The sequence below is a fragment of the Planctomycetia bacterium genome (assembly GCA_034440135.1).
Taxonomy (GTDB): Bacteria; Planctomycetota; Planctomycetia; order Pirellulales; family JALHLM01; genus JALHLM01.
Genome location: JAWXBP010000363.1, coordinates 1 through 13,286 on the forward strand (window position 1 = coordinate 1; position 13,286 = coordinate 13,286).

At 58.0% G+C, this 13,286-nt stretch carries 10 protein-coding genes; 5 read left to right on the top strand and 5 right to left on the bottom strand.

Features of this window, described 5'->3' with window-relative positions; all coding sequences use genetic code 11:
* The coding region (locus SGJ19_21795) for an AAA family ATPase (GenBank protein ID MDZ4782891.1) at window positions 1–335 on the bottom strand (335 nt) is incomplete at its 3' end.
* Between the two features lie 122 nt (window positions 336–457).
* Between SGJ19_21795 and SGJ19_21800 the strand changes: the two genes are divergently transcribed.
* Both SGJ19_21800 and SGJ19_21805 read left to right on the top strand, forming a co-directional pair.
* Window positions 458–664 (top strand): helix-turn-helix transcriptional regulator, encoded by a 207-nt coding sequence (locus tag SGJ19_21800; protein MDZ4782892.1) that lies wholly within the window; start codon window positions 458–460, stop codon window positions 662–664.
* Between the two features lie 496 nt (window positions 665–1,160).
* Window positions 1,161–2,222 carry a hypothetical protein gene (locus SGJ19_21805; protein ID MDZ4782893.1) on the top strand — a complete coding sequence of 354 codons (1,062 nt, stop codon included), beginning with the start codon at window positions 1,161–1,163 and terminating at the stop codon, window positions 2,220–2,222.
* A 91-nt stretch (window positions 2,223–2,313) separates the two neighbouring features.
* Here the strand turns inward: SGJ19_21805 and SGJ19_21810 are convergent, their stop codons facing one another.
* The 3 genes from SGJ19_21810 to SGJ19_21820 form a co-directional block, all read right to left on the bottom strand.
* A complete protein-coding gene (locus SGJ19_21810; GenBank protein MDZ4782894.1) occupies window positions 2,314–3,408 on the bottom strand; it encodes a cellulase family glycosylhydrolase in 1,095 nt (364 codons plus the stop codon).
* Between the two features lie 130 nt (window positions 3,409–3,538).
* Window positions 3,539–3,853: a thioredoxin family protein gene (locus tag SGJ19_21815; GenBank protein MDZ4782895.1), complete on the bottom strand. Its 315-nt coding sequence runs from the start codon at window positions 3,851–3,853 to the stop codon at window positions 3,539–3,541.
* A 76-nt stretch (window positions 3,854–3,929) separates the two neighbouring features.
* Window positions 3,930–4,361 (bottom strand): organic hydroperoxide resistance protein, encoded by a 432-nt coding sequence (locus SGJ19_21820; protein ID MDZ4782896.1) that lies wholly within the window; start codon window positions 4,359–4,361, stop codon window positions 3,930–3,932.
* A 756-nt stretch (window positions 4,362–5,117) separates the two neighbouring features.
* On the opposite strand from SGJ19_21820, the gene SGJ19_21825 reads away from it, so the two are divergent.
* Together SGJ19_21825 and SGJ19_21830 are read left to right on the top strand one after the other, a co-directional pair.
* On the top strand, window positions 5,118–9,107 hold the full coding sequence (locus SGJ19_21825; protein ID MDZ4782897.1) for a PKD domain-containing protein: 3,990 nt from the start codon (window positions 5,118–5,120) through the stop codon (window positions 9,105–9,107).
* 112 nt (window positions 9,108–9,219) lie between these two features.
* A complete protein-coding gene (locus SGJ19_21830) occupies window positions 9,220–10,638 on the top strand; it encodes a WD40 repeat domain-containing protein (protein ID MDZ4782898.1) in 1,419 nt (472 codons plus the stop codon).
* Between the two features lie 364 nt (window positions 10,639–11,002).
* On the opposite strand, the gene SGJ19_21835 is transcribed toward SGJ19_21830, so the two are convergent.
* The gene (locus SGJ19_21835; protein MDZ4782899.1) at window positions 11,003–12,055 is read right to left on the bottom strand and encodes a saccharopine dehydrogenase NADP-binding domain-containing protein; all 1,053 of its coding nucleotides are present in this window, start codon (window positions 12,053–12,055) and stop codon (window positions 11,003–11,005) included.
* A gap of 478 nt (window positions 12,056–12,533) precedes the next feature.
* Between SGJ19_21835 and SGJ19_21840 the strand changes: the two genes are divergently transcribed.
* Window positions 12,534–12,824, top strand: coding sequence for a hypothetical protein (locus SGJ19_21840; protein ID MDZ4782900.1), 291 nt, complete (start codon window positions 12,534–12,536; stop codon window positions 12,822–12,824).
* Window positions 12,825–13,286 lie beyond the last annotated feature (462 nt).

Genomic DNA, 13,286 nt, shown 5'->3' on the forward strand with positions numbered 1-13,286 from the left:
GCGCGGATGGAGTCTTTCCGTAGGCCGTGGGCTTCGTTGACGATGACGGCGCGGCCGCGACCGGTGAGACCGCGTGAGGCGAGCGAGCGTTCGGTTTCGCGTAGCCAGGAGAGTGAGACTTCGCCAGCATCGATTTCGAGTGTGTCGAAGTCATCGGCGACTTCACCGGCAATCAATCTTGCGATCGACGTCTTGCCGCTGCCGGAGACTCCGGCGAGCCAAAAAGCGCGGCCCGTCAAGCCGCGTGCTTTCAACGCGCCAAGCTTCGCGATGACTTTGTCTTGGCCGACGACTTCGTGCCAAGCACGCGGGCGATACTGTTCGTGGAGTTGCATGAAGAATGCTCCTATGAAGAGAACGAGAAGCGTGAGAGTGATTGCAATATACGCGCGAATGCAGACGTGTCAATTGTCATATCGTTATTGACGACTACTTTTCTTTCACTTACCTTGACTGTATGCAAACACTTTCCACGGTACTACGTGCTGCGATTCGCGACTGCGGTCAAAGTCAGTTCGAGATTGCGAATGCAATCGGCATCTCGCATGGCATTCTTTCGCGCTTCATGCGCAAAGAGCGCTCGATGAACTTGGAGACTGCCGAGAAGCTGTGCGCCTACTTGGGACTGGAGCTGCGCGAAGTCGGGAAGCGCGCACGGAAGTAGTTCGTTCGCCCCGCCGTGCATGTATTGAGCAGTTGCTTGACTGTTATTTGCGTGCTATTTAGGCCTTTTTTCGTAGGCTTTAGCGGTGCTCGTTCAATTGCGATCTGAGTGGCGAAGACGTTGACAGCGCGTGATGCGTCGAGGCACCCGGTGTAGGCCCCCCAATTCGCGTTGCTGTCAGTCGTATATACCAGTCCGGAATTTTTTTGGATTTCAGGAATCGACGTACAGGCCTGCCGTCGGTCGCGTCGCATTCGCGCGCTAGTACACGAACGCTCGCCAACGTTGCTGTGACAATAAATCCAAGAGAATAACAAAGCGGGCTGACTACCCGTCAAGCACGCGCGTGAGAACTGGGGTTAGCGCAACGACGTCTGAGCTGTCGTTCAGCAGCAAATCGCTTGGACTCGCTGCAAATGACCTTCACGCTTGACTTGCGTGGTGCCAGAGTCTTTGATTAAGCCTTCAGCCCGTCCCCACGAGTGAGATTACATACATGACGATTCCTGCCGTACATACGTACCGAGTTTTTATGGTGGCCGCATTGTTGGCCGTCATGCTCGTTTCCATTGACGGATCGGCCGCTGAGCCTGAGAAGCCGCAGGCGGCATGGGTGAACGTCTCGGATGGGACGATTCGGCAGCTGGCTGCCGATGGAAGGCAAATCGATTGGCCAGGCGGGACGGCCGGAGTTGTTGTCGATCCGTCGAACGGTGACGTGTACATGATCGTTCCAGGACAGGGGGTGTGGAAATCGGTGGATCGTGCCGAGACATTCAAGCGGTGCGACGGCGGTAGTGTTAGCGGGCGTTGTGAGACAGCGTTTTCCCTCAATGTCGATCCGGCAGGCAATCGTCTCGCTTGCTTCATGCTCGATGGCACAGGAGCCTGGGCAGGAGATGGTGGACGTACGTGGCAGAAGTTTACCGACGTCGGTCGGAATTGGGATTTTGCCGCCGTTGATTGGTCCGCCGCCGAAGTGGAGACTATTTTCGCTGGCCTGCACGAATCAGGTGGCCAGGTGATGTTCAGTGCTGATGGCGGCGGCACTTGGATGAAGCTGTTCCATGATCCGGAATTTGACAAGAGCGGCAGTCTCGGCGTCTTTGACGCGCGGACACTGGTTTATTCGCAGAAGGGCCAAGGAATCCAGCGCTCGACGGATGCTGGCAAAACCTGGAGTCGAGTATCTGATCTCTCACCAATCGGGCGCGTCGTGCGCATGCTCCATGGCACCGCCTATTGGCTCGGCCAAGAGGGGCTCTTTGTCAGCACCGACCAGGGCGCAACTTGGCGAGTTCAGGGTTCACCGGTCAAGGCATCGATTGGCCCCTTGCTCGACCCTCAAGACAAAGACCGCATCGTCGTAGCGGGTGTCGACGGAGTATTTCGAAGCTCTGACGGCGGAAAAACCTGGACCTTGATCGTGAAGCTCCCCCCTGGAGCCGACATTCCGAAGCCGGGCTGGTACAGCAATGTCGCCTGGGATCCGATTCACGACATCTTCTACGTTTCTAAAATGGGTGAGCCAACCTACCGATTCCAAGCCAAGCGTTAGCACGCTGCCGTCACGGGCGATCGATCGTGTCGGGCTTGCCAGGATAGGCCCGTACGGAGTCCCTCGCGTCACGATGCAAAGGCGCGCTTCATCATCGCGCCGTTTCGTCCGTCATCTGCGGGCCGATGTCTCTAAAGAGTTCTACCCAGGAAAGCCAGACCGCGTTTTCGATGGTGGCCGTGCCGTTCGTCTTTTTCTCGGCAAGTTCTGCAAGGGACTCATCGGGCCAGTGACCGATCCAGCCGTGTGCAAGTTCGCGGCTCTTGAGAAGGAACTCGCGTTCCTCATCCGCGCTACAACTCAAAGGGCAGGTTTCGCCGATGACGATCGGCTTGCCCCAGTTGAATTGCTTGAGGAGCTGGAGCTCGTCATCGACCTTGCCTGTTTCGGGATAGAGATGCGGCGAGACAAAATCGAGTTGTTCTGATGCGCCCTTGTAAGCACCAGGGAACGGAAGCATTCCCATGGTGATCAAGTGCGTCTGGTCGTGCTTGCGGATGGAGGCAACCATGCGCTTCGTCCATTCGCGGAAGATTTCGTCGCCGTTGCGCTTGCCGGGATCGAGGCTGAGACGCTGGCAGAATTCGACATCACCCATTCGACCAAAGTACCAGCTGTCGGAAGGGTTGCCGGCTGCGGCGGGCTCGTTGACGAGATCATAGGCGAAGACGGCTCGGCTTTCCGCACAGGTACGCGCGATGGTTTCCCAGAAGAAGGCTTGCGTCTTCCAGCGGTCTTCCTCATTCATGGAGTCATACCAGGCCGCACGATCTTTGATCTTGTAGCAAGCCAACCCAGTGATCTTGAGATAGACGCCCGCATTTTCAGCGATTTTGAGCAGCGTTCTGAGTCGGTCGATCGCCTCTGGATTGGCGCTATCAGGACCGTTCAGGATACGGGGCAGCTCCGGATGAATTCGAGCAACGGAAGTGCCGGCGGCCTGCATGTCGATGAAATCGCGCTCGACACGGTCGGGGTCCTTGGCAAGCCTTTCCATAAGGTCGACTGAAGCATAGTTGTGCCCCCAGGGGATATAGCTGTCACCGGAAGGATGCAGGATGAAGCCGTTGCTGTCGGGAGCAACTCTTACTGTTTCCATTTCCGCCGCCCTTGTACCGCCAGCAAGGGCCACTACTGCCGTTACAAGTAAGTGATAGAGCAAGTGGCGTGTCGTTCGAGAGAACATTGCGGAACTCGTCGAGCCAGGATTTACGAACGGCCGAGTTGGGGAATGTCTCGCCCGATTGAGCAGCGATAGCCACGTTGGCCTTGCCTAGTACGCTGAATGAATGTGACGACGATTCGGATATCTCCCTTTATTCGTGTCCGCCTGAATGGAGCATCTCAAACCCACGGGCCATTTCAGTCGCCGAAGGCCGCACCAATTCGTGAATGACTCGACCGTCGCGCAGGAAGATCAACGTTGGCCAGAGTTTGACGCGAAACGATCGGCCGAGCCGACGTCCTCTTCCATCTTCCACGGGGATGTGCCGAATCGTCGTGTATCGCGAACGCAGCTCCGCCATCGTCGATTGAATGGCTTCGCAATGTGGACACCACGACGCGCCAAATTCAAGCACGACCGGCCCCATTATTTGATCGACTTCGTCGCGCGTCGGCTCTGTCAGCATACGTTCACTTCGGGGGGATCTTGGAGGCACTCCTTCAATGACATTGCGGCACTCACTTACCCAAGCTCACAACAGTTTAGGCCACCGCGTGCACCGCTTTGCCATTCGCCTGCAGTGCCACCTCGATATTGCCACGTGTCGCCTTGGAATATGGGCAGATGGTGTGTGCTTTGGCGACGAGCGCCTCAGCCTGTAATTGATCGACGCCATTCAGTTCGGCGTCCAGCGTCACGTTCAGGAAGTAACCACTGTCATCCTTGTTGAGATTCACCGTCGCGGTCACCTTGATGTCGCTCGGCCTCAGGGAAATCTTCGCGAGCGCGCTAGCTGCCCCGATCGCGCCGCCGAAGCAGGCGGAATAGCCGGCCGCGAACAACTGCTCCGGATTCGTGCCAGGACCATTCGATCCGGGTGGAGAAAGATTCAGATTGATCTTGCCATCCGGGCTGGTGGCTTTGCCTTCGCGGCCGGCCGTGGCACTGGCGGTTTCCGAAGCTAGAACTGGCATGGATCGTCTCCGTGAGCATACTACTGAATGAACGGCGTCATATAGACAATTTTGACATGGACCGGGCAGGCTTGGGAAGTGCTGCAATGGGCATCAAAATTAGACTATTGCGCTGGAGGACGCATGCGCCACGGACTGCGCGATCGAAAGTCATCCGTTGTCAATGCTGCAACGAATGTGCTCAGGTATTGTTTTGACTTGTTCGGCCGCTCGTTGGCTATTTGACGACACCCCCCACAATGAACGGCAATCCTTCCCACGTCCCACGGGCTGATCTAAGGCCCACAGGCTGGGAACTCCGTCGCCAGCGGCTCATCGCGTGGGCAAGAGACCGCGTGGCGCTTTGGGCGGTTGCTAGCTTGGGCTGGGCGGGGCTGTCGATTTATCGCGTTCATGATTTCGATGCGATGGGTGTGCATTATCATCGCCACGGTGGTGGCAATCATGATCCTCTGGGAGCTGGTCGCGTGGGGCTGGCGCTCCGTAAGAAAATTAAGAAAGGCAGTCTGACATCAGCTGAGCCTAGTTGATCAGCTGGTCGCGCGACGACCGTAGCGGCAAGCCATTTGGTCGCCACGTCAGTACGGACTTCATCGGCGTAAATTCGTTGGCCATACATTGATACGCCCGAAGCCAGGTAATGATCTCTGGCCTTTCGAGCAGATTGGGAGATTCGGCCTGCAATTTTCTTGTTCGGCAGATGGAAACCAGATACAACCGGGACGGACATGCACTTGCGGTAAGGAGTATTGGAATATGTTCAAGAGTCGTGGCAAATCATTTCGAGAACAAGGGCGACTCGGGCTACAACCGCTGGAGAACCGAATGTTGTTGGCGGTCGCACTCGGCGGCGAGGTGGATCCTCCGCAAGGATCAAATGAGGATGCTTCGGGGCGCTTCGCCGATTCAACGGGATTCTACGGACCTGCTGGCGAACTCCTGGCCACTCCGCCGGAAGACGGTTGCGCAGGCCTGTTCACCGCCGCGCCGGGCGGCGGGTACGTCTCGCAGTGTTCGGGCATCTATCCCGGTCATCGCAGCCAAGATACCGTTGCGCAGTTCTATGATCGGAACGGCAAGCCACTCACGGAGCAGTTTTTGGTCAACGAGGATCGACCTGGACTCGACGGCCATATCACCGCGTTCTCCCAGGCCAACGGGAACTTCACCCTCTTTTACGCCGAGGGCAATATTACCTACTTTCGCCGCTACTCCGCGGACGGAACGCCACTTTCGCCGGCGACGCCTATTGGGCGATCCGACCATGGCCGTCAGTTCTCCTTCAACCAACGCGGCGACTTTGCGATTTCATATTTGGGCGTGCCCTATAGAAGTGACGTCGCAGTTTTCTTCGTGGACGGTACGAGCCTTTACATCAATGAACCGGGTATTAAAGTTGTTGCGATCGACGCTATCGGCAGAACCAGTGTGCTGTATAACTTCGAAAACCGCATGTACTTCTCCCAGTATGCGGTCGATGGAACTCGAATTCGATACGAACACGTCGCACATCGATCGGCGTCGAACATCGTCGCCTATCCTGACGGCCACTCGGTGACCCTCTACACGGAGAACGGCTTGCCGTTTCTTCAGGAGCGGGATGAAAACGGGGTTCGACTCGGCGCGCCTCTTCAGTGGCCGGTCAGCAGTATCGGGGTCGATCGCCAGGGACGCGTGGGGGTGGGCTTCACGAACGGCGATCCTCCGCGATATTTGGTGCGGACCGACGCGGTTCTCGGAACTTCCCAAGTGCATCAAGTGAACGCGCCCGGCGAAACATCGCCCATCGCCGAAAATGCACTGGTTCAAGAGCATCTGAAGGCAATGGAAGTTGGTTTCTTCGGCCGTGTTTCCAACGACGGGCCGGCAAGCGCCACAAATACCGAACGCTGGAAGCTGTTTCGGAATGCTCAGGATGTCAGTGATTTGATTGAATCCGTCGTCGTCCAACAAGATGCGTTGGGCTGCGGAGATCAAGCATCGATCTCGTTCAGCGCTCCACTGGCGGTCGGAAACTACCGTTTACTCGCCACTGATTCCATCGGTGTTCCTAACGGCGGCGCGATCGACGGCAACTACGACGGTCTGCCGGGCGGGGATTTCGAACGGCGATTCAGCATCGTTCCGCCTGTGGCCACAGGGCCGGAAGCACGCGTGAATCAACATACGGCTGGAGAGCAGCGTACATCTCCCTCTTCGCTGGCGAATACCGTGATGTTGGGCGATGGATCCGTGATCACGACCTGGGCGAGCGAAGGTCAGGACGGCGATGGTTGGGGTGTCTACGCCCGAATTCTTGGTGCGAACGGTATCCCGTCGGGCGATGAATTCCTGGTAAACGAAACCACCGCCGGCCAGCAGCGATTTTCGACATTGGCCGCGGATCCGACCGGTGGTTTTCTCGTCACCTGGTCGAGTTCCGGACAGGACGGCGACGGCTATGGCGTCTACGCCCGGCGTTTCAATGCTCAGGGCGAGGCCATCAGCGCCGAGTTTCCTCTCAACACCTACACTTTCGGCGATCAAACCAAGTCGAGCGTGGCGTTTGATGCCACGGGCGACTTTATCGTGGCATGGGAGAGCAAGGTGCAGGATGGCTTCGGCTACGGCGTCTACGCGCGCCGCTTTGCCAGCGACGGGACGCCACTTGACAATGAATTTCGCGTCAACGAGACGATCTTGAGTGACCAACGCCTGGCGAGCGTGGCAATGAATGGCGAAGGAGCCTCTGTTGTCACCTGGTCGAACCGAAGTCAGGACGGCAGTGGCTACGATGTTTACGCGCGGCGATATAGCACCGCCGGGCAACCGTTGAGCGGCGAAGAACGAGTCAACTCGACAACAGCGGGACACCAGAAGTTTTCTCGCGTAGTGATGGACGAGGAGGGGGACTATTGGGTCACTTGGATGAGCGACGTCCAGGACGGCGACGGCTATGGCGTCTACGCGCGGCGCTTTGCGTCGGACGGGCAAGCCGCATCCGACGAATTTCTGGTAAATCAATTCACTGTCGGACACCAACAACATCCGGCAATCGGTCGCGACGATGACAACAATGTGGTGCTCACGTGGGCGAGTCAGCAGCAGGACGGCGACGACTGGGGCGTCTACGCTCGCCGCTTCAATTGGATCGGGCGTTCGCGCGGGGACGAGTTCCCGGTCAACACCACGACGGAAGCGCAGCAGAACCTCCCAAGCATCGGCGTCGCTTCCAACGGTGAATTCACGATCGTTTGGAATAGCGAATCACCTGGCGGCGACAGCGTCGACGTTTTCCTACAGCGATACCTGACGGCCAACGCGACGCCCGTGGCCGCGCCAGGCGGACCATATGCGGTGGCTGAGGGGGGCCAAGTGCAGTTCGACGCGTCGGGATCCTTCGACCCTGACGTCGACCACTCCCTCACCTTTAGTTGGGATGTCAACGGCGACGGCGAATATGGCGACGCGGTGGGACAGAGTCCATCCCTCAGCTGGGCGCAGCTCAACGCCCTGGGAATCAACGACGGTCCAGCCGTATGGGACCAGGTCAGTGTTCGCGTCACGGACTCCAAAGGTGCGTTCGGCTTTGCCTCCACTTTGCTACAGGTAAATGACGCTCCGCCAGCGACCACGATTGCAGGCCCTGCGTCGACTACGGAAGGAGCGACTTATTCCCTGACACTGGGGACGGTGGTTGATCACGGCGCGGACACGGTGACTATGTGGACGGTACATTGGGGCGACGGCACGTCGAACGTCTACAATTCGCGAGGCGCAAAAACGCACACATACCTCAGCGGACCTGCGCAGCGCACCATGACGGTTGATTTGACCAACGAAGATGGCACGTTCGCTGGTGTCGTCACTCGACAAGTCAACGTGCTCAATTCGCCCCCGTTGCTGACCAATTTGGCGATTGACGATATCAACGAGAATGAAGTGGCGTTGCTCCAAGGCTCGATCCTTGAGTGGAGTCCGGACGACACGTTTGAGTTGATCATCGACTGGGGCGATGGTAGCGAAGCGGAAGTGTTGTCGTTGCCTGCCAACACCAAGGACTTCCAGGTACAGCACCGCTATCTTGACGATCCCGAGGGGCCCGCGCCGCTGTTGACCTCGATCAACGTCACCTTGCGAGATGTCGACGGCGGCTCGGATGTCGAGAGTCTTCAATTCGCCGTGAACAATGTCGCCCCTCAGGCTTCGATTTCGGGCGCGGTCGCCGAGTCTCCGATTGGGGAGCCAATTCAATTGTCCGCAGTCATCGACGACCCTGGCACGCTTGACGTCTTTGCCTATGATTGGCGTGTTGAACGACAGGGCGCGCTGATCGCTGCGGGGACGAATCAAGCGTTCACGTTCACGCCCAGCTTGGCTGGCACGTATGTTGTGAGACTGAACGTGCTGGACGACGACGGGGGGACGGGCGAGGTTGTCACGATCATTCAAGTAATCGGAGACACCGCCACGCCTGGTGACACGAATGGTGACGGCGACGTGGATATCGTCGACTTGAACAATGTACGAAACAATTTCGGCGGTACAGGGCTCGGTGATACCGATGGCGACGGCGACGTGGACGTGAGTGATTTGAATGCTGTGAGAAACAACTTCGGTATTCAATTGCCGTCCGTCGCCACTTCATTTCAGTTGTCCCCGGCAAGCGAGCGCCTCAGCATTCGGCGGATGGCGCACGACGCGGTGTTCGGGATGTTGTTGAGTGCGGAACGACCCATCGAAAAGCGAGGCGGACGGCCGCGCTGAAATCGATGAGATTCTTGCAATTGTTAGCCGCGCTGGCTCGTCTTAGAGTTCGAACCGCTTCTTCAATCAGCGTTGGAATGGGCTCTCCTCGCCAGCTTCCGCAAGGGCATCGATGAGCATCGATCAACCTGAACCATTTCGGCCAGTACGAAAGCGTCAATGGCGACGTTTTGGCCTGCGGTCGCTGTTTGTCTTTGTGGCGATCTGCGCCGTGCTCGTGGCATTCGTGGGACGGGGATACTATCGCGATTATCTGCACCAGATCGCGATTGTGGCGATCGAAGCCCAGGGCGGTCTCGTGCTCCGTCGCAGTAAAGTCGTGTACCGGGTTTACTTGCGCGGCGACAAGTTCGACGATGCGATGGTGACCGAACTGGCACCACACCTGCGTAATCTTCCGGAACTGCGGGAACTGGACCTCGTGGAGAGCCCGGTTACCGACAGTAGTGTGACCGTACTACAACAACTTGCGCACGTGCAAGAAATGCGCATTTTCGAAACGCGGATGACCAAGCAGGGGATTCAGCGGCTGCAAGACAGCCTGGTGCATACAAAATTGTCCGAGTTGCCGCCCGACCCGATCGCTACTGGGCTGGCCATGCGGCGCATTTATCGCCACGCCGTGGTAACGGCAGCGTTTTCTCGGGACAGCAAGTCGCTTTACGTGGGAAATGGTGAAGGGGAGTTGAGTGCGATCGACGTTACGGACGGCGAGGTGTACGCACAAAGTTCGGCGCATCAGAACTGGTTGTTCTGCGTCGCGATCAGCCCGGACGGACAATCCTTGGCGACCGGCGGCGGGGACAACCGCATTCGACTTTGGGACACATCATCGCTTCAACTGCGTGGAGAACTGGACGGACATGTCGATGATGTCCACGGAGTTGCATTCAATCGCACCGGCGAAATGCTCTTCTCCGCCGGTGATGATCGCACTTTGCGGGCATGGGACCTTGTCGCTCAAAAACAAGTCTATCAAATCGCCGCCCACGACGGCTCCATTCCGTCGCTGTCCTATTCCGGCCGATCGAATCTCGTCGCGACGGGGAGCCGGGATCATACGGTTAAGCTCTGGGACGCCGACAGCGGGGCGCACCTGCGAACGCTGAGCGAACACACGGATGACGTGAACGCGGTGGCGTTCAGCGACGACGGCAGCCTGCTCGCGTCCGGTAGCTACGATGGTACGGTGCGGATTTGGGAGCCATCTGGCCAGAAATCATCGCGCGTGCTGTCGTGCGGCGACTGCCGAGTGCATGCGGTTCGGTTCAGCCACGACGCGAAGCATGTTGCCGCAGCTTCCAGCGACGGCGGCGTGCGCATTTGGGAAGTCGCGACTGGCGAACTAGCTCGTTCGCTATCCAAACAGGATTGTCCAGCGAATTTGGCTTTTTCCAACGACGGCCACAATATGGCGTCGATGGCGGCTGATGGCAGCGTGGCGCTCTGGCGATCGGAGAGTGAGCCGGTCGGAAGCTACTCGTTCGCATGGAAGACGTTCGTGATTCCCACGTACGTTGCGGGACGGTGACGTTTTTTCCGTTGTTGCGTTGTTCTCACACAATGGGGGCGGCAATAATCGGCGAACTTCTCAACTCTCGATCGAGGGCACCGTATTCGTTGGTCCCATGTCAATTTTGGATAGCCGGCACCATCCAGACCGACTACGAAGGCAGCTCCCAGGCCCGCAACGAGATCGTCAGCTTCCTGGCCTACTACAACATCCAGCGCCGTTACTCCGCCCTCGATTTCCTCTGCCCCATCACCTTGGAGACCCTCCACGCCCAACCCAATTCAGCCGCTGACCTGTCCGTAGATTGCCAAGCACGTCTTCGCAACACTCGAAGATGAATGAGAAGGTCGTCGGCGCTAATGACGTTTCCGGCGACATAATCTCAGGAATCCTGTCGGATTACACCGGCAAAAGTCATGATGAAGTCCGCGCCATAGGCGGTCGAAGGTGTCTGGTAGCCTGCGACCGCCTCGCCGACCGATGCGCGACGTGCAATCTCTACCGCGGTCCATGCGGTGAGCGTATAGGCTTCCACCGTTTCCAGCCGACTCGTTATATGCAATTCCATTCCGTCCCACGCCTCGCCGACCACGATGCTGCGGGAGCGCTCACGCTGCTTCGGCGTGGGACCGATTGGCAATCTTTTCTCGATCTGCCTCTTGAGCACCTTTTGGCTGAACTTCGTCGCCAGTAACCGCCTCACTGGACGCGGGATGGCCGTGGCCAGCGACAGCATCGGGGTCGCCTCGAAAAAGACCTCGATATCGGGAATGTGTGTCGAATGCCAGGCCGTGGAGATATCACCCCAACTCACACCGACAACCGGTCGCGCACCAGCGCCGAAGTCCACGGTCGATCGTGGCGCGTGTCGCAACTCCACAATTCGCCCCTCCCGCCGCACCTGTGTACCTCTCCCCAAGGCTTCGGCCATGGTCTTCGCCGTCCCGCGCGTAATCCCTCCCATACCACCGATCGACAGACGTAGCCGCTTCGCTCCCGGCAGGCGACGGTGGAGGTGCGCCGCGAGGCAATCGCTGGGTACGACGTCGAAGCCCGCGCCCGGCAGTATCATGATTCCTGCTGACTTCGCTGCCTCGTCACGATCGGCCAGGGCCTCGAAAACGCTGATCTCGCCAGTGATGTCGATGTAGTGGACGCCGTGCTGCACGCAGGCGTCGACCACCGGACGCGACGTTGCCGAAAACGGTCCGGCCGCGAGCAATACGGCGGACATTCCTCGAATCCCTTCGCTCACCCCCACGGGCGATTCTAGGCTGAACACCCGGCACTCAAGACCCAACCGATCGGCTAACGGCTGGAGCTTTTCACGACTGCGACCAGCCAGTACCGGTTGCATCCCTATCTCGATTGCGCGCTCGGCCGCCAACTGCCCGGTGTATCCACTAGCGCCATAAATCAAAAAACGGGGCGTCACAATTCACCCATGTAATGAGGCGTGGCACGACACGTCGTGCCAACGAGCGAGTTTTGCAATAGGGCCGAAGCTGCCCCTGAAAATAGCATAGTCGCTCCGGTGTAGCGACGACAAAATCGCTCCAGACCGCGTCGGGCAAAACTAAGTCTGAGCTTTCACTAAGCGAACGTCGCGAGTTGCCTGAAACTCGCCTACAGACCAGTGGAGTTCGTGGGGATAGTCGAGGCATCTTTCGGGGGACATGACGCTACCGTCGAAAACATCGCGGGATGCGAACGCCGGTCGTGCACGGCAAAGGCCGCTTCGACGATGGGCGCTTAGGGAAAGGTTAACTCAACGATAACAGTTGGAACTGGTGTTTGGGCTATTGCGATACTTCGTGGCGAAGCTGACAATAACGAGGTGCGCGCAATTCGGCCCACCGAAACCTACCAAAGGACCTTCGATCATGGGGAAAGCGAATGTCGGAAACCGCGGATTGACCGTCGCTGAATTGGCCAGCTTGGATGCGCTCATTACTGTGGCCCAGCTTCGGGGCCGTCAGTTTACGGATCGGCTGGATCACACCGAAGAGCAAGCGGAAGCACAAGCGGCCGTGCATGAAGCCATGTGGGAAACACGCCACGGTGGACTTGACCTGAGTGAGCATGATCGAGAAATCATCACCAAAATCCAGCAATTGGCCTCTCAACTCGAAATTGCACCCACGCTCGGCCAATTGTTAGAACTGCGGGGCGATATGGCCCGCGAGCTGCGTCCTAACGGATGAATCCGGCATGGCTGCCTTCTTCTTTAAGCTAGGGCTCGTAGCCGTATGGCCGTTCGGCTCGGGTGAACCAGCTCTATTATCTTTGAGTGTAGGCATCCTTTCGTTCTGGTTTGCGGCTAGCGTAGTGCATCAGTTCAGCTACGCATGGTGGCACCGACTGGCACGAATCGATATCCTCAACCTGTTGCCTCGTTGGACGTTTTTCGCTCCGAATCCTGGGCGAACCGACTTTCATATCATCTGCCGCGACATCAGAGGCGATTTGCCTGGCGAGTGGTATAACCTGTTCGCGTTCCCGAGACCGAATCACCTTCGCTGGCTCTGGAACCCCCACCGATTCGTGGCGAAGGCGGTCAGCGACGCGATCGCCGCTTTGTTAATGGGTAACCGTTCCCGAATCGGCATGGTTGTTGGGCGTGGTAGGTTGAGGGGGTGTGCTTGAACTTGTGCTTCCCTCGGTGA

What these genes read in the sequence shown, in the direction of transcription:
- SGJ19_21810 (MDZ4782894.1), bottom strand. Translation starts at nt 3,408, where the DNA reads ATGTTCTCTCGAACGACACGCCACTTGCTCTATCACTTACTTGTAACG.
- SGJ19_21800 (MDZ4782892.1), top strand. Translation starts at nt 458, where the DNA reads ATGCAAACACTTTCCACGGTACTACGTGCTGCGATTCGCGACTGCGGT.
- SGJ19_21815 (MDZ4782895.1), bottom strand. Translation starts at nt 3,853, where the DNA reads ATGCTGACAGAGCCGACGCGCGACGAAGTCGATCAAATAATGGGGCCG.
- SGJ19_21830 (MDZ4782898.1), top strand. Translation starts at nt 9,220, where the DNA reads ATGAGCATCGATCAACCTGAACCATTTCGGCCAGTACGAAAGCGTCAA.
- SGJ19_21825 (MDZ4782897.1), top strand. Translation starts at nt 5,118, where the DNA reads ATGTTCAAGAGTCGTGGCAAATCATTTCGAGAACAAGGGCGACTCGGG.
- SGJ19_21805 (MDZ4782893.1), top strand. Translation starts at nt 1,161, where the DNA reads ATGACGATTCCTGCCGTACATACGTACCGAGTTTTTATGGTGGCCGCA.
- SGJ19_21820 (MDZ4782896.1), bottom strand. Translation starts at nt 4,361, where the DNA reads ATGCCAGTTCTAGCTTCGGAAACCGCCAGTGCCACGGCCGGCCGCGAA.